A 22,714-nucleotide genomic window follows, 5' to 3' on the forward strand; every position below is an offset into this window, starting at 1 on the left:
CGGGGGAGAGGGGGATGCGTGGGGTGAAGGCAGCCGCACGCGAAGTGTGCGCTGTTGCCCGGGACCTAAGCAGGAATGGACGCGGGCCCTCAAGCTGAGAACCTGGATGCAACGGTTGTTCTGGGCATGAAGGCTTGCGCACGAGCCTCTACGCGCTCATGCAATTCACGACGTGCACTTGCGTCCGTGCACAACGTGCGGCACTCCCCGCTTCTGGCGCAAAGCCGACACCGGCCCTTCAGGGCAGGAGGCTCGTCGCGAGGCGGTGGCCATGCTCCCGCGCGCGCTCCATCCAGGAGCTGGCCCGCGGGAGATCCTCGCGGTTCGTAGGCGGGGGTGACCATGGCTCGGAAGCTTCTCACGGCGGCTGAGTGTCGGCTGTGTGTCGATCGCGTCGTACCCATCGAACTGAAGCGGGAGGCCGCGGCGCGCGCCATCGAGGTGAACCCAGAGAACGATCCGGCGCCCGTGCTGGCCCGGGTGAAGCGCGCGGGCTCCTCGTGGCATCCGCTCAAGCTGGCGCTCGAGACGGGCAAACGCTGGAAGCCTGGGCAGACGCTGCGCATCCGGTTCCTCGACGGCAGCCCGACGCAGCGCCGGCGCGTCGTGGAGATGGCGGACCAGTGGATGCAGTTCGCGAACATCCGGTTCGACTGGAAGGGCGGTCCGGGTGCGGAGATCCGCGTCTCGTTTTCGGCCGATGCGGGCTCGTGGTCCGCCGTGGGCACGGACTGCCTCATCACGCGGTACTTCCCGAAGAACGAGCCGACCATGAACTTCGGCTGGCTCGAGGACGACACGGACGACGTCGAGTACCGCCGCGTCGTCGTGCACGAGTTCGGTCACGCGCTCGGCTGCATCCATGAGCACCAGAACCCGAAGGGCGGCATCCAGTGGAACGTGCCCGCGGTCATCGCGGCCTTCAGCGGCCCGCCCAACAACTGGTCCGAGGAGGAGATCCGCTTCAACGTCATCGACAAGTACTCGCTCGATCAGCTCAACGCGACGCGGTTCGACCAGAACTCCATCATGCTCTACGGCTTCCCGAAGGAGCTCATCAAGGGGCCGCCGTCGCTGCTGCGCAGCGGAACGCCGAGCAACACGCGGTTGTCGGCCCGGGACAAGTCCTTCATCCGGAAGATGTACCGGCCCACGAACGGCAAGGCACACCGGGCCGCCGGGCGGTGGACCGCCGTGTCCCAGCACGGCCCGATGATGTAGCGGGTCCGGTGGCTCCGGCGCAGGCCGCCCGGAAACACGGGCGGTCCGCCGCCGCGCATCAGCGCCGGCACAGGAAGATGTCGTCGAAGGCGCCGTCTCCGAGGGGCCGCTTCAGGGGCTCGACGCGGAAGCCGGCCTGGGTGAGCACGCGATCCCAGGTGTCCCGGGTGAAGAGCCCCTCGACGTGCCGGTCGTGGACGGCCTGGACGGTGTCCCCGTCGCGCAGCAGGAACGCGAAGTCGACCTGGTAGGTGCTGTCCTCGGGGTGGGGATCCCACGTCCACATGAGGCCGCGCATCGAGCGGCCTCCGCGGTCCTCCTCCAGCGTCTCCGTGGTGTCCTGGAAGGTCTCCCGCAGGGTGTCCGGCGCGAAGATGGCGGCGCCGCCGGGCCGCGTGTGCTCGAACGCCGTCCGGGCCGCGGCGAGCAGGTCCTCCTCCGTCAGCATGTAGCAGATGGCGTCGTGGACCAGCACCGCGTCGAACGTCCGGCCCAGGCGCAGGGTGCGCATGTCTCCGAGGACGTGCTCGCAGTCCGGGTTCTGCTCGCGGCTGAGCTGCTGCATGCCCGGGGAGAGGTCCGTGAGTGTGCAGGTGAAGCGGCGCTTCAGGTGCAGCGCGGTGTTTCCGGCGCCCGCTCCGAACTCCAGCAACGTTTGCGGCCGCGGGGAGATGATGTGCTCGAACGCCGACTGGAAGCAGACGGCCTCGTCTTCATGGTCCTCGGGAGGGTCGACCAGGGAGTACCAGGGCACCAGCTCGCTGTAGAGGAGAGGTTGCATGGGACGGGGTTCTAGCACCCACCCGTTCCGTCCCGCCGGGAGCCGGCCGCCGTGGAATGAACCTTCATTCCGCCGCCGCGTCAGGGAACGCGCGGTGGGCCGTCACGCGCTCCTGTTCGGGCGACGGACACCCGGCGAAGGAGCGCATGCGGATGGCGAGGTCCCGGAAGCGGCTCCTCAAGGGGGATGCGGTAGGGCTGGCGAAGCTCGAATGCGCCTTGAGGGGCGAAGACCCCGACATGGTCCCCCACGTGGCCGCCGATAAACTCGCCAGGTACCGTGAGGGGCTGAGACTGCTGACCCGAATCCTCTCATCGCCGGGAGACCCCACGCTTCGCGAGGCCGCCGTCTACGGATTCGTGTTCGCACACCTTGCTCCAGAGCACCTCGTGCTCCTGCGGCGCATCTACGCGAATCCGCACGAGGCACCGGGCGTCCGCTCACAGGCCGCGGAGGCGCTGGGCTCTCACTACTCGAACTACCGGCACATCTGGCAGCGCCGCTACCGCCGTGTCATCGATTTGCTGGTACGCGGGCTCGATGACCCAGAGCCCGCGATCCGGCTCTGGTCCATCTACGCGCTGGCCGGACACAAGGACCCGAGGATCCGTCCCAAGCTTCAGGCCATCGCGGAGAACGACACCGCGACCGTTCCCGGGATGTGGTCACTCCGGCAGGAGGCGCTCTGGGCCCTCGACTGGGGGACGGACCTCGTCCTTCGCGATCCCCAGTCATTCTGAGCAGGGGCCCGCCCATCTCCCTTCACGCCCAGGGAGACGGGCTGGCCCGGCCCTCCAGGGCGTGATGCCGAGCATCCGGTTCCCAAGGAGGGCCGTCCCCGGATGGGGGGCGGGTTTCCCTCGGCCGAGGAGGCTCGCCGCGTCCGGCGGATGATTCCGTGCTGGGGCACGGAGTCATCCGCCTGGATGCAACCGGGTGTCTCAAGAGTCCGGCGCGGTACAGGCGATCGCCCGTTCAGGCCACGACTCCGTGCTTGGGGCGCGGAGTCGTCCACTCTGGACTCAACAATGAGCGAGTGGGGCGGCGCCTACTCGCAATTGTATTGGATATACACTTTGGGGGAGGGGACCGCGTTGCAACTCGAGCCGAGCGTCGAGCATGGCTGACCCTCCGGGTTGGCGGAGGCGCACCTTTGAGGCGGGCAGGAGCCGTTGCAATACAAAACCCCGCAGAGTTCGTCGCAGAACCCCTCGTTGCCGTTTGTATCCCTGCGCCATGTTCCACCGACGGTGACGCATGCTCCATTGCTGCACGTCTGTCCTGAGGAACAGGTCTGGACCAGGGTGTCGGTGGATCCACACGTGCCGCCGCTGACGCAACCGGTGCCGGTGGTCCTCCGGACGGTATTGCCGCTGCAGTAGGTCGTGCTCGCGGTGGAGCATGTCTGGACAAATGAATCCGAGGAACCACAAGCCCCACCACTGCAGCCGGTGCCCGTGCTCCTGCGGATATCGTTGCCGCTGCAGTAGGTGCTGCTCGCGGTGGAGCACGTCTGGACAAGTTGCTGGGCGGACACGCAGGAGCCACTGAGGCAGCCGCTGTTGACCGTTCTGTAGACGGTATTGCCGCTGCAGTAGGAGCTGCCGACACCCGTCTGACACGTCTCGACAAGTTGCTGGGCGGACACGCAGGAGCCACTGAGGCAGCCGCTGTTGACCGTTCTGTAGACGGTATTGCCGCTGCAGTAGGAACTGCCGACACCCGTCTGACACGTCTGGACGAAGTTGTCGCTGGAGTCACAGGAGCCACCGCTGCAGCCGGTGCCCGTGCTCCTGCGGACATCGTTGCCACTGCAATAGGTGCTGCTCGAGGTGGAGCACGTCTGGATGAGGGTGTCGCTGGAGCCACAGGAGCCGCCGCTGCAGCCGGTGCCCGTGCTCCTGCGGACGGTGTTGCCACTGCAATAGGTGCTGCTCGAGGTGGAGCACGATTCGATGAGTTGCTGGGTGGACCCGCAGGCGCCGTTGATGCAGCCCTGGTAGACGGTCTGGTAGGCGCCGTTGCCGCTGCAGTAGGCCCCGCTGGTTCCCGTCTGACAGGTCTGGACGGCGGTGTCGGTGGAGGTACAGGCGCCGCCGCTGCACGTTCCGGTGCCGGTGGTTCTGCGGACGACGTCACCGCTGCAGTAGGTGGTGCTCGCGGTGGAGCAGCTCAGGGGCGCGCCACCGCATGAACCGGCGCCATTGCAGACGTCGCCCGTGGTGCAGCTGTCGCTATCATTGCAGCTCGTCCCCGAGGCCTTCGGCACGTAGCTGCACGTCCCGTTGGAGCAGGTGCCCGCCGCCTGGTAGCACTGGCTGGGCGGGCTGTTGCAGCTCAGCGCCGCGCCGCCGCACGTACCGGCTCCGTTGCAGACGTCGCCCGTGGTGCACGCGTTGCCGTCATTGCAGCTCGTCCCCGAGGACTTCGGTGCGTAGCTGCACGTCCCGTTGGAGCAGGTGCCCGCCGCCTGGTGGCACTGGCTGGGCGGGCTGTTGCAGCTCAGCGCTGCGCCACCGCACGTACCGGCGCCGTTGCACACGTCGCCCGTGGTGCAGGCGTTGCCGTCATCGCAGCTCGCCCCCGAAGCCTTCGGGACATAGCTGCACGTCCCGTTGGAGCAGGTGCCCGCCGCCTGGTAGCACTGGCTGGGCGGGCTGTTGCAGCTCAGCGCCGCGCCACCGCACGTGCCCGCGCCGTTGCAGACGTCGCCCGTGGTGCAGCTGTTGCCATCATCGCAGCTCGCCCCCGAAGCCTTCGGGACGTAGCTGCACGTCCCGTTGGAGCAGGTGCCCGCCGACTGGTGGCACTGACTGGGCGGGCTGTTGCAGCTCAGCGCTGCGCCACCGCACGTACCGGCGCCGTTGCACACGTCGCCCGTGGTGCAGGCGTTGCCGTCATCGCAGAGGGTCCCCGCGCTCTTGGGCGGGTAGGTGCACGCGCCGTTGCTATACGTGCCCGGGGAGTCATGGCAGGCGTCCGGAGGCGTCGTGCAGGCCGGCACTCCCGCGCAGACTCCCGCCCCGCTGCACACGTCGTTGAGGGTTCCTCCGTTGCCATCGTCACACGCGGTGCCCGCGGCCTTCGGTGCATAGGTGCACGCACCCTCGCTGCACGTGCCCGCCGCCGCGTAGCACTGCCCGGGCGGGCTGTTGCAACTCACCGGCGTCCCCGCGCACCCTCCGGCCCCGTTGCACGTCTCCTCCACGGTGCACGCGTCTCCGTCATCACAGCTGGCGCCCGAAGCCTTGTACGCGTAGGCGCACGCTCCATCGCCGCCGCACGTCCCGTCCGCCACGTAGCACTGCCCGGGCGGACTGCTGCAACTGGTGGCGCTCCCCGCGCAAACGCCCGCGCCATTGCACGCGTCCTGCCCGGTGCACGCATCCCCGTCATCGCAACTGGTGCCCGAGGCCTTCGGCGCGTAGCTGCACACCCCGTTGCCGCACGTCCCGGCCGCCTCGTAGCAAGGCCCTGGGGCGCTGTCGCAGCTCACCCCCGCGCACGCGTCATACACATACGTCTCCGCCGTCTTCAGGCTCGCGCCGCTGACGCCGATTCCGCCCACCACCAGCACCTTCCCCCGCCCCTCCAGCGGCACTGCCACGTGCACGTACCGCGCGCCTCCCATCACGGTCGTCACGCTCCACAAACGGGTGTCCGGGGCGTACACCTCCGCGCTGCCCAGCGCGTTCGTCGCCGCGCTGCCGTACATGCCTCCGGCCACCAGCACCTGTCCCGTGCTCAGCGGCACCGCCGTGTGCAACTCGCGCGCGGTGCCCAGCGCACCCGCCGCGCTCCACAGCCCCGTGCTCGGGTCGTATTCCTCCGCCGTCGCCACCAGCCCGGTGCTGCTGTTGCGCCCGCCCACCACCAGCACCTTGCCGGAAGGCAGCAGCGTCGCCGTGTGGTTGTGGCGCGCGGTCGACAGGCTTCCCGTCGCAATCCAGGTGTTGCTGGAGGGCGTGTACAGCTCCGCGCTCGTCAGGCTGGTGCTCGCTCTTCCGCCCACCACCAGCACCTGGCCCGAAGGCAGCAGCGTCGCCGTATGGTTGCGTCGCGGCATCGCCAGACTCGCCCCCGCGCTCCACGTGCCGGAGGCCGGGTCATACACATCCACCTTGCCTTGCGGTCCCGAACCGTTCCCGCCGCCCGCCACCAACACCTTGCCCGAGGGCAGCAGCGTCGCCGTCAGGGAGTCTCGTGCCACTCCGGTGGCGAAGCTGCCAGCGGAAGTCCAGGCATTGGAGGCCGGGTCATAGAGGGCAGTGGAAGCCAGACGGCCCGTCGCGTTCTCCCCGCCCGCCACCAGCACCATGCCCGAGGGCAGCAGCGTCGCGGTGAGGACCTGCCGGGGCTCCGGCATGGGGGCCGCGGCCGTCCAGGTGCCCGTGCCCGGGTCGTAAAGAGCCGCGGAGGACAGATACCCGCCAGCGTTGTACCCACCCGCGACCAGCACCTTGCCTGAGCTCAGCGCCACCGCCGCGTGGTACTTGCGCGCTTCCGCCATGTCGGCCGTGGCATTCCACCCCTCCACGAGAGGGGACGCGTTGCGAGTCAGCGTCTTCTCTTCGGGCGGCTTGCTACAGCCGACGACAACACAGAAAAACCCCAACAGCAGAGCCCGGCCGGCTCTCATTGCTTGCATGACATCCCCATGAATGGAGGCTGTCTCCACGCCCCCCGTTGACTGGCCTTCGAAGGCCAGGGTGCCTCACTTGGCGTGAAGAATACAATCGCACTGCTGATCATCCAGACGTATGAGCTCATACGCTAATCCCACCCGCAGACTGGGGTTTTGGGTGACTCATGCGAGTCAAGATTCAGTCATCCGGGCTGACGACTTGCGTCAAGCTGTTGCGACGACCGTTTGAGACCGCCGGCTGAGGGTGGGACTCAAGTGAGTGTCGCTGCGCAATCTTTCGCCCTCAGGGGTTCTTCACGGCGAGACACGTTCATCGCCATGAGAGGGATTCCGTGAGGCAATGTTGGATGGGAATGCTGTGGGCGCTGGCGCTCGGGCTGCTGAGCGCATGCGGGCCCGGGGTGAAGGGCCGGCTGGGTCCCCAGCCACAGTTGGAAGCGGGTCTGGATCCAATCCTGAGCGTTGGATGAGTTGACAGGCCATCGAGCGGCCGTGGGCCTGTTCATCGGCAGGGTGCGAGACGTCTGGAGGGTTACCTCGACGGAGGAGTACTCATGCCGAAGGTGACGCTCGATGTACCGGAGGAAGTCGCGCAGCTGCTCAAGGCCATGGAAGCGAAGCTACGGCGGGAGGCCGAGGTGGGGAAAAGCTTCGGGAAAGTGGACCCGGACGGCGCGCTGGAGGCCATCGACGAGGCAGCCGAGGCGCTGCAGCGCGATGCGAAGCGGAGGTTGCTTCGAGGCTACGACGTCGACGCCCCCCGTCTCCAACTCGCAGGCCAGGTCCACGCCCGGGTCGGCCGGTACACGGCGACGTACAAGACGCGGCAAGGCCCCGTCGAAATAGAGCGAAGCCTCTACCGGCAGGTAGGGGTGCGCAATGGCCCCACGGTGGACACCCTCAGCGTGCGCGCCGGGTGCGTGGCGGATGGCTGGCTGCCCGAGGCGGCGGTGCCCATGGCGTACCTGCTGGCCCGGGGCACGTCGCGCGAGGCGGAAGCGACGGCGCGTCAGGTGGGAGCGCTGCCCTACTGCCGCTCCTCCTTTGAGCGGATGGGCCACGAGGTGGGCGGGCTGTACGGCCACCAGCGGCCCCAGGTGGAGGCCGCGCTGGCCGAGGCCCTGGACGCGCCTGAAGGCACGCACAGCGTGAGCGTCAGCATGGACCGGGTGGCGGTCCCCATGGAGGAACCGAAGAAGCGCCCCGTGGGACGGCCTCGCCGGGGCGCTCCCAAGCGCCCGGTGGACGTCGTCTGGCGCATGGCCTACACCGCGTGCCTCACCTTCCATGACGCCCAGGGCGACGCGCTGGGCAGCGTGCGCTACGGACGCATGCCCCAGGGCGATGCCCGAGGGCTGGCCGAGCGGCTGGTCCGCGACGTCCAGTCGCTGGTCTCCAAGCAGTCCGCCCTTCATGTCGCCGCTCTCACCGATGGCGCTCCCGAGCTGCATGGCCTGCTGGACGAGGCCCTCGCCGCTCACGCTCCGGCGGCCACCAAGGTGGTGCGTCTGGTGGATTTCTGGCACCTGATGGAGAAGCTCGGGACCGCGGCCCTCGTGGTCGCAGGTGAAGCGCATGCCTCCGCCCTGTGTGAGAAGTGGAAGCTTTCCCTGCTCAACACCCCTGGGGCCGTGTGGACCATCGCCAGTGCGCTGCACGCTTCCGGCAGGCGGGACGTCGTCCTCGGTGACCGTCGACCGGTACACGAGGCGCTCACCTACCTGGAGAACCACGGCGAGCGGATGCATTACGCCGACGCACGAGCGCGGGGGCTGCCCATTGGCAGCGGCAACGTGGAGGCCACCTGCAAGTCGCTGGTCGCCCTGCGCATGAAGCGCCCAGGGGCCCGATGGAAGGAGGCGTCCGGCCAGCACATCCTGGACCTCCGCTCCCTTGCGCTCTCGGACCGGTGGGACGCCGCCATGAACCTCACGCTCGCGCCGCAGCGCGCGGAGGTGCGGCGCGTCTCGTGATCAGGATGGGCGCCACACCCTTGGAAGCCGTGACCACGACGTTCGAGAGCGTGGACGGCACGATGCTCCGGTTGCAGGTGAGCGGCTCGCGGTTCACCCACGACTGCGCCGTGTATTGGAGGGGTCAGTCACTGCCGACCACCTTCGTGAGCGAAACGGAGCTGACCGCCGTGCTGTCGGCGACGACGGACATCTGGTCGGACGACGATGATGACATCACCGTGCGGAGTGCGGAGGGAGCCGTGTCTTCTGCCTGGCAGCTGCCCCATCCCAGGCTGGTAATCCTCGCCATCAGCCCAAGGACAATCCAAGCGAAGCCCGAGGGGCCGATCCGTTTGACGGTGACGGGCCGCAACTTCGTCACCGGCACCCAGGCCTCCTTTGACCTGAGCACCTATCTCACGACGGTCCGGAGCACCGACACGCTGGAGGTGGAGCTCCCGGCCTCCGCGCTGCAATCTTCCGGGACCCCATCGCTCCAGCGCAGGACGCCCTGGCCCATCTGCGGCGGCGGCATGGGCCCCTGTGATCACATCCTCAGCGACCCGTATTTCGTCCAGGTGGACCCCGCCGACCCGTGCCAGGGGGGCGCCTGCGAACCGCCGCCTCCCACCTGCAACGCGTCCAACTGCAATGGCTGCTGCAACGGCACGACGTGCGTGGCCGTCTCGTCCCAGTCCAACGGGCAGTGCGGCCGCGGAGGCAACTCCTGTGGGGCGTGTGGCTCGAGCGAGCCGGTGTGCCTGGCAGGGGAGTGCGTCAACCTGTGTCAGGGCGTCACCTGCGACCAGCCTCCGGCCTCCACCTGTCTTGATGCCACCACGGTGCGGCAGTACGTCTCGCCTGGCACCTGCGCTCCGTCCACCGGAACGTGCAGCTACTCCCCCCAGATGGTGGCATGCGCCGACGGGCAATCCTGCGTGAACGGAGTCTGTGCAACGAGCAGCCCGCCATGGAGCCAGGCCCACCCGGCCACCGTTCCCTCCATCCGCAAGGACTTCGCGATGGTCTACGACTCGGCCCGTCAGCGCGTGGTCCTCTTCGGGGGATTCGACGTGCAGCAGGGGCAGCCCCTCAACGACACCTGGGAGTGGGACGGCACGAATTGGGAGCAGAAATCACCCGCCATTGCGCCCAGGTCACGCGCCTACCACGCGCTGGCGTACGACTCGGCCCGTCAGCGCGTCGTCCTCTTCGGAGGCGCGGAGAGGAAGAGCAACAGCGTGTACGTCGATCTCAACGACACCTGGGAGTGGGCCCCCCAAGGCTCCTCTGACTGAAGTTCGAGCAGAGGCCCACGGGGCGTCACCGGACGACACCCTGTGGGCCTCCTCGGCACCTCTGCATCAGCCCTCACCCTCAACAGGCCTTCTCTTCGCCCTATCCGTTGAGTCAAAGCGCTCGCGGGCCTTCTTGACGACGCCGATGTGGTCGATCGACCAGTTCCGGATGGCGTCAACGATGCCGTAGAGAGAGCGGCCAAGCGGCGTCACCTCGTATTCCACCGTGACGGGGACCGTCGCGAAGACGCGGCGCTCGACAAGGCCATTCCGCTCGAGGCGGCGCAGCGTCTGGCCGAGCATCTTCTGCGTGATGCCTTCGACCTTGCGCTTCAGCGCATTGAAGCGCACCGGTCCGTCGGAGAGGGCGAGCAGGAGCAGCACCGACCACTTGTCAGCGAGCTGGTCGAGCAGCTCCCGCGTCGGGCACGTCGCGACGAAGGGGCCTCCCGGTTTGCGTTTGGCCATCTTGGTTTCCTCCAGGTGCCTTGGTCCCATCCAAGTACCCTGAACGCCTCCTGGTATCCTCTTGATACCAGCTATCCCCAGGCACATGGTGGGGCCCATGAATGACTTCCAGCATGACGTCGTCGAGGCCAACGGGATCGCGATCCACGTCGCATCGGCCGGCAAGGGGCCGCCGCTCCTCTTCCTTCACGGATTTCCGCACACCTGGTTCGTATGGAGGAACGTGATGCGAGCGCTCGCCAGCGAGCATCACGTCATCGCACCGGACCTCCGTGGTCTCGGAGACACGACACGGGCGGCGTCGGGCTATGACCTCGACACGCTCGTCGCCGACGCGCTCGCCGTACTCGACGCGCACACGAAGGAGCCCGCGGTCATCATCGGCCTCGATCTCGGCGCGCCGATCGCGTTTCTCACCGCCTCGCGCCATCCCGCGCGTGTGAAGAAGCTCGTCGTCATGGAGGCGCTTCTCGGTGGACTCCCTGGCGCGGAGACGTTCCGTCCACCGTGGTGGTTCGCGTTCCACGCGATCCCTGGCATGCCGGAGGAGGTCATCTCGGGCCGCGAGGAGGCGTACCTCGACCACTTCTTCGCCATCGGCACGAAGCGCGGCCTTCCCGCCGAGGCGCGCGCCGCATTCCTCAAGGCATACCGTGGCCGGGACTCGCTCCGCTGCGCCTTCGCGCACTACCGCGCGCTCCCCGAAAACGCACAGCTCCTTGCGAAGGTCGAGCGCCTGACCGTCCCAACGCTCGCGATCTCCGGGGGCGTCGTCGGCGACGCACTCGCGCGCCAAGTCGCGCCGCTGTGCGACCACCTCGAGACCGCGCGCCTCACCGACGCCGCACACATCCTGCCCGAGGATCAACCCGCGGCGCTCGCGGCGCTCCTGCGAGGCTTCGCCCGGACGCAAGGCTGAGCGTCCTGGACGCCCCGCGTGTCCCACAAGCTGAGGATGCCCCTTGCTGCGGCATGGGGACGCGCCCGAGGTTCTTCAGCGTGGCGTTACTGTGTCGCGACGTGACGCCCATCCGGCGATGAAGACGCGCGTGTTCGTCGATTTCTTGAGCGAGCCGGCTTCATCCGGCGCTCGCTCCGTGGCGGGCCATGCGGGCAACGACGAGATGGTGGAAGGGCCGGATGACGTTGAAGTACACGGGTCCGGCCCAGTTCCGGTAATGCACCAAAGTCACCACGTGGAAGCGCCGACGGGGGCCTTCCGCGGGCTCCACCACCACCGCCAGCGTGGCCTCCAGGTGCGTGTCCTTGGCCGACACCACCCACACGTGCTCTTCCTCGGCATGGCGCACGGTGAAGAATGAGGCCGCGCTGCCCGGCGTCATCGGAATGTCCGCGGGCCGCGACAGGCGCTGCTGGGGGATGCCGTGCTGCCGCATCCCGAGCAGCCGCACGAACACGGCGCGAACCCGGTACAGCGCGCTCACCCACACGGGCTGGTAGGACATGAGGCCTGCCAGGAACTGGCGCAACGTGGCCTGGGATTCCACCGTTTTCACGTCCACGTGGTCCGCACCCTGCGCGAAGGGGCGCAGAACGTCCGGCAGCGACCTGCTCGTCACCCGCATGTGGAGCCTCCCATTGTCCATCCGATACGCTACCGTATCGCGATACGGTAGCGTATCGAGGTGCTGGAAACCCGTGCCTCCAGACTGGATTGGACGATGAGCCGCACTCCTTCCCGAGTTCCCGAACCGGCGTCCTTCCGGAGCATCGAGGACATCCGCAGGGCCCCTCGGGGGGCCGGGTTGTCGGCGGAGGATTGGGCGGATGCCGCGCTGTGGAGCCTGGAGAATGGCGTGGATTCGCTGTCCGTGGAGCGGCTGGCGCGCAGCCTGGGGGTGACGAAGGGCGGCTTCTACTGGCACTACAAGGATCGGTCGGACGTGCTCCAGGCCGCGCTCTCACGGTGGGCGGAATGGGCGACCACCCGGGTCATTCAGCGCCTGGAGGCGATGCCGGATCCCAGGGCGCGCTTGCGCCAGCTGCTGGAGCTGACCTTCGAGCAGGGCGCGCATGGAAGAATCGAGGTCGCCCTGGTCGCTGGTGCTTCTTCGGACCCTCGCATCCAGCCGGTGCTTGCGCGGGTGTCCCAGCTGCGCATCGACTATCTCACCAGGCTCTACAGGGCGCTGGGGCTGCCGGCGCGTGATGCTCGCAGGTGGGCGCTCCAGGCGTACTCCACCTATGTGGGCCTGCTGCACCTGTCCATCGCCAGCCCTGAGTCGCTGGGCACGAGCCGTGCCCGGACCGAGTATGTGCAGCATGTCGTGCGGACGCTCATGCCGGTGTGAGGGTCGCCTCACTTTCCTGCCTGCTTCTGCCGGACCGAATACTCAGTGCCCGAGACCGACGAACAGGCACTGCCTGACACTTTCGTTCCGACTACTTCATTCGGCTCCAGCGGCTGCGCACTGCCTTTCCGTGGATCGAGGACACCAGGCTATCGCGGCTGGAGCCTGAGCTCGCCGCGGCGATCCGCGTCGTCGTCCACGATCCGTACACGCTCGTCGGGCCCGCCGCATCAGGCCCGGGATGAACAAGTCGATCTCCGAAGTCCTCGCGGCTCGGCAGCAGCGCGTTCCGGGCGCTTCGAATGCCGCCCATTCCGGGCGATGACGTGAAGCGGCACACCGCGTGTGCAGATGGGACAGCCAGCGCCGTCCAGAAGGGCCTGCCAAAGCTGCGGGTCGTTCCACTGGCTCATGGGCTCCGTCTCGCTCTCTACCCCGGGCACACGCCGCTCAGCGCGTCCGCGGAACCCACGCGCCATGAAACCCGGCGGGCACCCGGCGCGGCAGGTGAACGGTCGCGACGGGCTCCGCGTCGATCTCGCGTGCGTCGAGAATCACGAGGTCGCTGGAGTCCGTCGCCGCACGATAGACCATCACCATCAGCCAGCCGTCGTCCTCGTCGACGCCTCCCGGGCACGGCACGAACACAGGCTCGCTGTTCTGGTCGCCGGGCGGCAGCGCGTAGCGCTTCGTCGCGCCGCGCTCGTGATCGAAGCGGACCACGCCGCGCATTTCGACGGGGGTCGGCTGCTCGGTCGCATACAGGTAACGGTAGGGGCGCCCCGTCCGGCCCTCGTTGATGCGCGGCAGCTCGATCCCGCCGTCGCTGAGCGGCCCTTCGTCGACCCGGCCGCTCGCCGTGTCGATCACATAGCGCCACAGCATGCCGACGGGGTTGTCGGCGAACCTGCCCGTGCTCGCGTCGAGCCGCAAGAACCACGGATAGCGGACCGCATCGAGCACGACGCATGCTTCGTCGCGGTCATACGCGTTGACGACGTGCTGGATGAAGCAAGGCGCGATGCCGAACCAGCGCACGTCGCCGCCGTACCGTGGGATCACGCCGATGCGCGCCTGCCGGTCATCGTGCCAGCGCAGCGGCATCCGGTGGCCCTGCTTCAGCAGCGAGAAGTCGTACCCGACGTTCAGGTCGAGCAGCAGGCTGCGGGTCGCGGTGATCGCGAGGTCGTGCATCATCGACGGCGCCGGCACGTCGACAACGACGTCGGCGCGCTGCACACCCTGCGCGTCCGCGACACCATAGCGCAGCCACGGCGCGCGCCAGTCCGCGCGAAACGCGATGAGCTCGCCCGTCAGCGGATCGACCTTCGGATGCGCGGTCATCCCGCCGGCAACCCCGGCGTGCCGTCGGGGCGCGCCGAGCGAATCGAGCTCGGCTGTGATCGCGAACGGCGCCGCACCCTCCGCCAGCGCCAGCAATTCGCCCGCATGCAGCAACACGTTCACATTCGGATTGGTGTCGGGCAGGTGCGGCGCCTGAGCGGGCGAGTACACGTCGGCCCAGCGGCGCGTGCGCGCCCAGCGGTTCCGGTAGCTGGCCGCGCGGCCATCCTCGAACGCGATCGCGTGCAGCATCGCTGCTTCCGGCCACCACGACAGCACGCCGTTGCCCTCGAAGCGGCCGCGCAGTGGGTTCGGACCGTTGCGCAGCAGTGTTCCGTCGAGCTCGCGCGGGATGACTCCGGTGACGGACAGGTCGACGAGGTCGACCTCGTCGGCGACCGGAGCAACCGCGCCGCGGTTCAGATCGAATGCAGTCATGACGCCATTTCTACCCGGGTATAAATGCCATGTCAATATTGCCCGGGTAAAACAGGGCCCCACAAACGGGGCAGCGGCGAGGCAGGAGCGCACGCCGCAGCTGGATGGGGCCGGGCTGCTCAAGCAGGAGCTTCGCGCTGGACGTGTTCGCCCGCGTACGGGGTACGGCGGAGCCGCAAGGGTGAAACTTCAATTTTGTCTCTTGATGGGAACTGGAGGTTTTCCGGTTTCCAGTTAGTTCCCGGTGGAGATGAACATCGCCAGTCACTCTCCCCGTGAGCGGCAGGATCCGTCCGCGTCGGTCCATGCGACGGAGCCCGAACCCGTCGACGCGATCCTCCGGCGTGACCCGTTGGGCGCATACGCAGACATGGACGAGGGCACCCGTGCCCGCTACCAAACCGCCTGTCAGGAGTTGGCTTCCGGGTCGAGACAGACACCCGAATCTGTCGCACGCGCCGCCGTAGCGTGGAGCGCGGAGAAGGGGGGCAACGATTCGCGTGACCGTCACGTTGGAGATGCGTTGCTCTCTCGTGGCAGGCCGGAGTTCGAGGTCCATCTGGGGTGTGCGGTGCCCGCGCGTACCCGCCTGACCAGGGGCTTGGTTCGTCACGCGGCACCCATCTATGTCGCAGTTGTCTGTCTTTTGACCCTGCTGACGCTGCTGGGGCTGGAGCGCGCGCTGGCCGCGTCCGGGCTCGACGCCGCGGACCGATGGCCCCTGGTCGTCCTGCTCCTGCTGCCGTGCCTGGAGCTCTTGCAGGGGGGGCGTCGACGCTGTCTTCACGCGGTGTTTCAGGGAGCCGCCACCGATGCCCAGGATGGACCCGGAGCGGGTCTTGTCCAAGGAGACACGGACGCTGGTCGTCACGCCCCTGCTGGTGGCGAGCCTGGACGACATCGAAACCCAGCTCCGGAGGCTGGAGCGCAACTTCCAGGGCAATGTCTCCCCGGAGCTCTTCTTCGCGTTGCTGACAGACTTCCCTGACGCCAGTCAGAAGGAGCTCCCCGAGGAGGCGGCAATGCTGCTCCGCCTGGAGGACGGGATCCGGCTGCTCAACGCGCGGCACTGCCCCCAGGAAGCGCCGCGCTTCTTCCTGCTTCATCGCGAACGGCGGTGGAATCCCGTGGCGCGCTGTTGGATGGGGTGGGAGCGCAAGCGGGGCAAGCTGGAGGAGCTCAACCGGCTGGTGCTCGGGGCGGACGACACGAGCTACGTGGGGCCCGTACCGGGCGTCATTCGGACCGTCCGGTATGTCATTACCCTGGATGCCGACACGCACCTGCTCCCAGGCTCCGCGGCGCGGTTGGTCTCCGTCCTCCACCACCCCCTGAACCAGGCCCGGTTCGACGGTGACAGCCAGCGCGTGGTGTCCGGGTATTCGATGCTCCAGCCCGGGCTGCGAGGAGAGCTCACGCGGCCGGCATGGATTGCGATGCGAGGCGTGAAGACGTCCCTCTTCCGGCGCAAGACACGCGAACGCACCAGCTTGAGTCAACGCGCTTTTGGCATCGACGAGTTCGTCGGCAAGGGCATCTACGACGTGGCGGCCTTCGCCCGGAGCCTGGAAGGGCGCATCCCCGAGAATGCCGTCCTGAGTCACGACAAGTTGGAGGGCATGTTCTCGCGGGTCGCGCACGTTCCCGAGATCCAGATGTTCGAGGGACGCGTCACGGACATCGCCGGGACCGCGCGCATCTGGCACCGCTGGACCCGAGGAGACTGGCAGTTGTTGCCCTGGCTGCTGCCATGGGTGCCCACGCGCGGCGGCCGGTGGGTCGTCAATCCGTTGAGCGTGATCGACCGGTGGCGGATCTTCACGGACATGCGCCGCAGCCTGAGCGCTCCATGGGCCCTGCTCGTGGTGACCTACGGATGGTTGTGGACGCCGGGGAGCACTGATGCGTGGGCCTGGACGCTGGGCGTGGCGGGGTGGTTCTGTCGCCGGCCCGTCCTCGGTTCGCTCATGTTCGTCGCGTGGACCGTCTGGCGGCTTCCCCCTCCGCGTCACGTTCCGCGGTTCCTTCTCTCCACTGCCTACGGCACGCTGCTGGATGCCTTGATGGAGCTGGCGGTCCTGCTCCCACTGGCGGGGGTGATGATGGACGCCATCGCTCGCGCGCTCTATCGGATGGGGGTGGATCGCGCGCGCATCCTGGATTGGACGACGCATTCCCAGGCGAACCGGAAGCTCCGCGCCATCTCGTCCATGATGCTTCCGGAGTTCTGGCGCGCCGCACTGCTGGCGCTGGTCATCGCGGGGGCGCTCGCCGTCATGAACCCGGGTTCGCTGCCCTGGGCGTCGCCCATGCTCGTCGCCTGGGTTCCCCTGCTCGTCTTCGCGCGGAAGGAACGGGCGGCCCCGCCTCTGGAGGAAGGGCAGGGGGCTCCCGCGGAGTTGGCGCGGCGCTGCTGGACGCTCTACGCGCGGGCGCTGCGTGAAGGCATGGACTTCGCATTCCTTCACGACGCGTCGAGCGGCCTTCTCCACGAGGGCCATGACATGGGGTCGGGGACGCCAGCCCCGCGGCTCCAGGCGGCCTTCGACGACGCGGGACTCCTGGCGAGCTTCGTCGCCATCGCGGAAGGGCAGTTGCCCCTCCGCCATTGGCAACGGCTGCTGGAGTCGCACCTGGAGACGCGGGGGGCTGGGACGCCGGATGCCCATGCGGCGGTCGAGCAGCTGGCCCCGTCCGTGTTCCTCTGGTTTCCTCCCGCCACGCTGCTGGGGGACGCGGCGCGCCCCGCGGTGGAGACCGCGTCCCGGCCCGAGGCTCCCCTGCACCTCCAGGCACTCGCGCTCCGGTTCAAGCCGGGCAGTCCCGTCGACGGTCTCCAGGCGCTGCTGGAGGCGGAGCCCCTTGCATCCCCCCGGTCGCTGGGACTGACTTTGCTGGCCCTGACCAATCTGGCGTGTGACGACATCCTGATCCAACACTTCCACCGGCACTGGCGGATCGCGTGGATCGACGTCCTTGTCTATGAGACGAAGGAAGCACCATGACAGTCATTGGCACGGCACGGACGCAACCGAACGACAACGTCCAGGAGGGGCGGTTGGCTTCGCTCCGGAACATCCTGCCGGTGCTCCGCATGGTGTGGGAGTCGGGCCCGAGGACAGTGGTCGCCCACCTCGTGCTCCGGACGCTGGCGGCGTTGATCCCCCTGGCGGTCCTCGTCGTCGCCCGGTGGATCGTCGATGGCGTCGTGGCCAACGCCAGCGCGGGGCTCGGGATGACGGGCCGGCTTTGGGGATTTGTCGCGCTGGAGTTCGGGCTGGCGGTCCTGGGCGCCGTCCTCTCCAGGGGGATCGACTACGTGGGCGTGGTGCTGCGCGAGAACTACGTGCGGCAAGTGAGCTTGCGGTTGATGGCGCAGGCTTCGCGGCTGGACCTCGCGACCTACGAGGACCCGGCGTTCCATGACCGCTTGGAGCGGGCCCGGGCCCAGGCCACTGACCGGCTGGTGATGGTCGCCGCGATCTCCCGCTTCCTGCAACTGGGGCTGACGACCGTGAGCCTGTGCGTGGGCATCATGGTCTTCTCCCCGTGGATCCTGCTGAACATCGTGGTCTGCCTCGTGCCCGCGGCACTGGGCGAGGCGTACTTCGGGGCGCGAGTGTATGCGCTGAACTTCCGGCACACGCCCAAGCGGCGTGAGCTCGACTACCTGCGACAGCTTGGCGCGAGCAGGGAGAGCGCGAAGGAGCTCAAGATCTTCGGCTTGAGCTCGTTCCTGATGGGCCGCTACGAGAGCGTGTCGGGAGAGCTCCGGGACGAGGTCGTGAAGCTGTCGCGACGCGCGCTCGCGGGCCTGTCCCTGCTTTCGGTGGTCAGCTCTCTTGGCTACTACGGCGCCTATGCCTTCGTCGTCTACCAGGCCGCGCGCGGATCCCTGAGCGTGGGGGAACTCACGTTCCTCGCGGGGGCTATCGCGGGAGCAAACCGGACGCTCCAGGAGTTCTCCGTGACGGGGGCGGGCATCGCGGACCAGGCGCTCTACATCCGCGACATGCTGGCGTTCTTCGCGCTCCAGCCGTCCATCCGCTCGTCGACGAACGCGGTCCCGGTCCCCAGGCCCATCCGCAAGGGATTGGAGTTCCGCGATGTGACCTTCACGTATCCCGGCAGACCCGAGCCTGTCCTGCGCGGCGTGAGCTTCCACATGGCTCCGGGGGAGCGCATCGCGCTCATCGGGGAGAACGGGCAGGGGAAGACGACCATCGTGAAGCTGATGATGCGGCTCTACGAACCGAGCTCGGGGCAGATCCTGCTCGATGGCGTCGACCTGCGGGACTACCGGCTGGAGGACCTGTGGCACGAGGTCGGTGTCATCTTCCAGGACTTCGCGCGCTACGAGATGACGGCGCACCACAACATCGCGGTGGGCCGTATCGAGCAGCACGAGGATCCGGCGCGCATCCTGGAGGCCGCGCGCAAGAGCCAGGCCGACGCGGTGATCGACCGGTTGCCGGGCCGGTACGCGCAGATGCTGGGACGCCGCTTCGACGGCGGACTCGACCTGTCCGGAGGCGAGTGGCAGCGGATCGCGCTCGCCCGGGCGTACCTGCGCGACGCGCAGATCCTCGTCCTGGACGAACCGACCGCGGCGCTCGACGCCCGTGCGGAGCTGGACGTCTTCAACCGTTTCGGTGAGCTGTCGAGCGGGAAGATGGCGCTGCTCATCTCGCACCGGTTCTCGACGGTCAAGATGGCGGACCGCATCCTCGTCCTGGAGAACGGGAAGGTCGTCGAGGAGGGCCCCCACGAGCAGTTGGTCGCCGTCGGGGGGCGCTACGCGACGATGTACGAGCTACAGGCCTCCCGGTACCGCTGAGCGCCTTCGCCGCGGATGGCACGGCAACATGGCGGCGTGACATCGGGGACAACTCGGCGTGACGGAGGCGTCATCGCGCACGGAGATTCTGGAGTGAAGTTGAAAACATCCAGCAGCCCGATGCAGAAGGCGCGCGCGGCGGCCCGAAAAGCGCGCTTCCCGTGCCAGGGCCGCCGCTAACCGGGAGAGGGTATGTTTCGCACGTTGTTGACCGTCACATTGGCGCTGGCCCTGGGCTGCGCCACGCAGGAGGAGCCCACGCCGGCTCCCACCGCGCCCCCGACCACTGCAAGGGCCGAGTCCGCGCCGTTGAAGGAGAAGGTGTCGCGGCTCAACGACCGGCTGCGCCGGGGCGAGAAGGCGGGACTGACGCCGCTGTTGCGCGAGCGCGCCGACGCGCTGGGCTCGCTGATGGACATGGACGCGGGCGCCGCGCTGGCACTGTCGCTTCCCGAGTCCGTGCGCGCGAGCCTCGCCCGGAAGCAGCCGGACGCGGTGCCGCTGCTGGAGGCGCGCGGGGACTTCGAGGGGGAGTTGGAAGTGCTCGTCGCGGACAACCCGGCGCGGACGGAGGCGCGCACGGAGCACTTCCTGCGCGTGAAGGGCGAGCGGCTCCAGGTGCGCTTCGCGAATGCGCCGTCCGGGGATTTGCGCAGCGGCCTGCGCGTGCGAGTGCGGGGCCTGAAGCTGGCCGCGCGGCTGGCGGCGGAGGACACGCAGGTGGTGCGCCAGGCGTTCTCCGCCACATCCGCGTGCCGCACCACGGGGGACCAGCGCTCGCTGGTCATCCTCGCCACCTTCCCGGGGCAGCCGCAGACGCTCACCGCGGAGCAGGTGCGCGAGGTGTTCTTCTCCACCACGCAGCGCTCGCTGACGCGCTACTGGCAGGAAGCGTCCCAGGGCCGCACCAGCGCCAGCGGCGACGTGGTGGGCTGGTACACGCTGAACCGGGGCTACTCGTGCGCCGAGTCGGACGCCATGCGCGTGGCCGCCATCGCCGCGGCCGACGCGGACGTGGACTTCCGGCAGTATGACCGCATCTTCATCGTCCACCCGGAGGCGACGGGCACCAATTGCTCCTACGGCGGCCTGGGCACGCTGGCGTGCTACACGCAGCAGACGCAGGACGGCCCCATCACCGCCTCCACCGCGTGGCTGCTCGCCGACTACATGAGCCCCAATGACCTGGGCGTGGAGTTGGTGACGCACGAGGGTGGCCACAACCTCACCCTGCACCACGGCAGCGCGCGCGACTTCGGGGCGGAGGCCCTGGGCCCCGTGGGCGCGCGGGGCACGCTCACCGAGTACGGCGACAAGTTCACCTCCATGGGCGACTGGAACCTGGGCCACTACGCGGCGCCGCACAAGGTGCGCGCCGGTTGGCTGGAGCCGAGCGCGGTGGCCACGGTGGACGGCACGGACGGCACCTTCACGTTGTCCCCGCTGTCCGCGCCCATGGGCAGTGGCCTGCAGGCGCTGAAGGTGCGCCGCGGCTTCTACGGCGACGGCTGGCTGTGGCTGGAGGCCCGCCGGCAGGTGGGCGACTACGACGTCAGCTTCTTCCCCTCGCAGGTCTACGGCGGCGCGTTGGTGCACTACGAGGACGCGTACACGGGCAGCTACACGCACCTGCTGGACTTCACGCCGCAGACGTCCGAGTGGTGGGATCCGGCCTTCCTGCCCGGCACGTGGACGGACCCGTACACCAACCTGCGCCTGTCGGTGGACGCCGCCACGCCCGCGGGTATCACGGTAAGCGTCCACTACGAGCCCGTGCCGTGCGTGCGCGCGCCGCCGACGGTGACGTTCGACACCTGGTACGACTACGCCGCGCCGGGCTGGCAGGTGGACAGCGGTCTCTCCATCACCAACAACGACACGGTGGGCTGCCCCACCTCCACCTTCGCGCTCTCCACGTCGATGCCCGCGGGCTGGCCGACCACGAACCTCCCCGCCAGCATCACCCTGGAGCCCGGCAATCAGCGCTCCCTCTACTTCACCAAGGAGGTGCCGCAGGGCACGCCGTACGCCACGTACACGGTGGACGTCACCGTCGCGCGTGACGGCGCGAGCATCACCGCGGAGGACACGCTGGATGTGATTGCGCCGTGCCAGCAGGCGCCCATCGAGGTGCGCTTCGACCGGGCCTCGCAGACGGTGAGCGCCGGGGACACGGCCGCCTTCGGCGTCACCCTCGTCAATCACGACTCGCGCGCGTGCGGGTGGTGGTACTTCGAGCCTGCGTCCATGCTGCCCGCGGGCTGGGCCACGGACTATGATCAGTTCGGCTTCGACATCGAGCCCGGCGGCTCGTTCGAGCTCACGATGTACAAGACGGTGCCCACGGACGCGCAGGGAACCTACGCCGTGGACCTCCAGATTCTGCGGGACGGCTATGTTGTGGAGACCACCGCCACGGCCTCCGTCACGGTGAATCCCTGCGTGCGCTCGGCGCCGACGCTCAGCGCGCTGCCGTCGACGGTGGACGTGGTGCCGGGAGGGACGGGGAGCTACACGCTGTCCGTCACCAACCACGACGCGGCGACGTGTGGAGGCTCCACATTCACGCTGGCGCTGGATTCGGACCCGTGGGGCTCGGTGTTCTCCGCGTCGTCGCTCACGGTGGCTCCCGGGGCCACGGCCACCGCGACGCTGACGGTCACCGCGCCTTCGAACGCGGGCGCGGGCAGCCGCTCCTTCGAACTGGGCGTGCTGCGTGACGGGGTGTCCGTCGGTGGCGTGCAGTTGGAGGCGCGCGTGGTGTGCGTGCCCCGTGTGCCGTCGGTGGGCTTCACGCCGGCTTCGGCCACCGTGGAGGCGGGAAAGCCGCTCACCATGACGATGACGGTGACGAACAACGACAGCACGGCGTGCGCCGCGAGCAGCTTCTCGCTGGGCGCCTCGGCACCGTCGGGCTGGACGTCGGGCCTGTCGCAGACGGCGCTCTCGCTGGCTCGTGGCGCGAGCGGACAGGTGACGCTCACCGTGACTCCTCCGCAGACGGTGTCCGGTCGCTTCCCGGTGAGCGGGACTGCTGCGCACACGGGCGCGAGCGCGGCGCTGGGCAGCTTCACGGTGGACGTCACCCCGCTGCCGCTGAAGGCCACGCTGTCGGTGCCGGCGCTCAGCTACAGGCGCAACGGTCTGGTGCTCGTCACGACCCTCGTGACGCGAGGAACAGGCTCCGCGCAGGCAAGCGTGCGATTCAGTCTGCTCCGTCCGGATGGCCTCACGGACGTGCTCACCGTGTCCACGGATGCCAAGGGCAAGGCAGGGTGGAGCTACGTGGCGCGCGTGCCCGGTGCGCACTCCGTCACCGCCACCGCCACGGCGGGCACGGAGACGGTCACCAGCAACACGGTGGGCTTCACCGTGCAGTGACGCGTCGGGTGTCCGTGTGGCGGGCGTTGCAAGG

14 protein-coding genes are annotated in these 22,714 nt (G+C 68.5%); 9 read left to right on the top strand and 5 right to left on the bottom strand.

What is annotated here, in order from left to right; translation table 11 throughout:
* The first annotated feature begins 342 nt into the window (after positions 1-342).
* Positions 343-1,221 carry a M12 family metallopeptidase gene (locus D7Y11_RS10730; protein WP_120581346.1) on the top strand — a complete coding sequence of 293 codons (879 nt, stop codon included), beginning with the start codon at positions 343-345 and terminating at the stop codon, positions 1,219-1,221.
* 58 nt (positions 1,222-1,279) lie between these two features.
* On the opposite strand, the gene D7Y11_RS10735 is transcribed toward D7Y11_RS10730, so the two are convergent.
* Positions 1,280-2,002, bottom strand: coding sequence for a trans-aconitate 2-methyltransferase (locus tag D7Y11_RS10735; protein ID WP_126933623.1), 723 nt, complete (start codon positions 2,000-2,002; stop codon positions 1,280-1,282).
* 152 nt (positions 2,003-2,154) lie between these two features.
* Between D7Y11_RS10735 and D7Y11_RS10740 the strand changes: the two genes are divergently transcribed.
* Complete coding sequence (locus D7Y11_RS10740; RefSeq protein ID WP_158641918.1) at positions 2,155-2,742, top strand: HEAT repeat domain-containing protein; 588 nt, start codon at positions 2,155-2,157, stop codon at positions 2,740-2,742.
* 308 nt (positions 2,743-3,050) lie between these two features.
* On the opposite strand, the gene D7Y11_RS10745 is transcribed toward D7Y11_RS10740, so the two are convergent.
* Entirely contained in the window at positions 3,051-6,512 is a 3,462-nt protein-coding gene (locus tag D7Y11_RS10745; protein ID WP_158641919.1) for a kelch repeat-containing protein, read from the bottom strand.
* Between the two features lie 689 nt (positions 6,513-7,201).
* On the opposite strand from D7Y11_RS10745, the gene D7Y11_RS10750 reads away from it, so the two are divergent.
* Positions 7,202-8,620 (top strand): ISKra4 family transposase, encoded by a 1,419-nt coding sequence (locus tag D7Y11_RS10750; RefSeq protein ID WP_126933626.1) that lies wholly within the window; start codon positions 7,202-7,204, stop codon positions 8,618-8,620.
* Between the two features lie 29 nt (positions 8,621-8,649).
* On the top strand, positions 8,650-9,900 hold the full coding sequence (locus tag D7Y11_RS10755; RefSeq protein WP_158629185.1) for a kelch repeat-containing protein: 1,251 nt from the start codon (positions 8,650-8,652) through the stop codon (positions 9,898-9,900).
* 66 nt (positions 9,901-9,966) lie between these two features.
* Here the strand turns inward: D7Y11_RS10755 and D7Y11_RS10760 are convergent, their stop codons facing one another.
* Entirely contained in the window at positions 9,967-10,368 is a 402-nt protein-coding gene (locus tag D7Y11_RS10760; RefSeq protein WP_121755389.1) for a helix-turn-helix domain-containing protein, read from the bottom strand.
* Between the two features lie 97 nt (positions 10,369-10,465).
* Between D7Y11_RS10760 and D7Y11_RS10765 the strand changes: the two genes are divergently transcribed.
* Positions 10,466-11,287 (top strand): alpha/beta fold hydrolase, encoded by an 822-nt coding sequence (locus D7Y11_RS10765; RefSeq protein WP_121755391.1) that lies wholly within the window; start codon positions 10,466-10,468, stop codon positions 11,285-11,287.
* Positions 11,288-11,447: 160 nt separating this feature from the next.
* Here D7Y11_RS10765 and D7Y11_RS10770 read toward each other — a convergent pair whose 3' ends face one another.
* Positions 11,448-11,954 carry a DUF2867 domain-containing protein gene (locus D7Y11_RS10770; protein WP_158629184.1) on the bottom strand — a complete coding sequence of 169 codons (507 nt, stop codon included), beginning with the start codon at positions 11,952-11,954 and terminating at the stop codon, positions 11,448-11,450.
* Positions 11,955-12,050: 96 nt separating this feature from the next.
* Between D7Y11_RS10770 and D7Y11_RS10775 the strand changes: the two genes are divergently transcribed.
* Positions 12,051-12,680 carry a TetR/AcrR family transcriptional regulator gene (locus D7Y11_RS10775; RefSeq protein WP_233607253.1) on the top strand — a complete coding sequence of 210 codons (630 nt, stop codon included), beginning with the start codon at positions 12,051-12,053 and terminating at the stop codon, positions 12,678-12,680.
* A 450-nt stretch (positions 12,681-13,130) separates the two neighbouring features.
* On the opposite strand, the gene D7Y11_RS10785 is transcribed toward D7Y11_RS10775, so the two are convergent.
* Complete coding sequence (locus D7Y11_RS10785; protein ID WP_126933628.1) at positions 13,131-14,462, bottom strand: carotenoid oxygenase family protein; 1,332 nt, start codon at positions 14,460-14,462, stop codon at positions 13,131-13,133.
* 812 nt (positions 14,463-15,274) lie between these two features.
* Between D7Y11_RS10785 and D7Y11_RS10790 the strand changes: the two genes are divergently transcribed.
* From D7Y11_RS10790 to D7Y11_RS43240, 3 genes are all read left to right on the top strand, one after another.
* Entirely contained in the window at positions 15,275-17,467 is a 2,193-nt protein-coding gene (locus D7Y11_RS10790; protein ID WP_126933629.1) for a hypothetical protein, read from the top strand.
* Positions 17,464-19,299, top strand: a complete 1,836-nt coding sequence (locus tag D7Y11_RS10795; RefSeq protein WP_126933630.1) for an ABC transporter ATP-binding protein — start codon at positions 17,464-17,466, stop codon at positions 19,297-19,299. The genes D7Y11_RS10790 and D7Y11_RS10795 overlap by 4 nt, the downstream gene beginning before the upstream one ends.
* Positions 19,300-19,491: 192 nt before the next feature.
* A complete protein-coding gene (locus D7Y11_RS43240) occupies positions 19,492-22,680 on the top strand; it encodes an NEW3 domain-containing protein (protein WP_158641921.1) in 3,189 nt (1,062 codons plus the stop codon).
* Positions 22,681-22,714: the final 34 nt, after the last annotated feature.

Source organism: Corallococcus sp. AB018, assembly GCF_003986945.1.
In the GTDB taxonomy this organism is placed as follows: Bacteria; Myxococcota; Myxococcia; order Myxococcales; family Myxococcaceae; genus Corallococcus; species Corallococcus exiguus.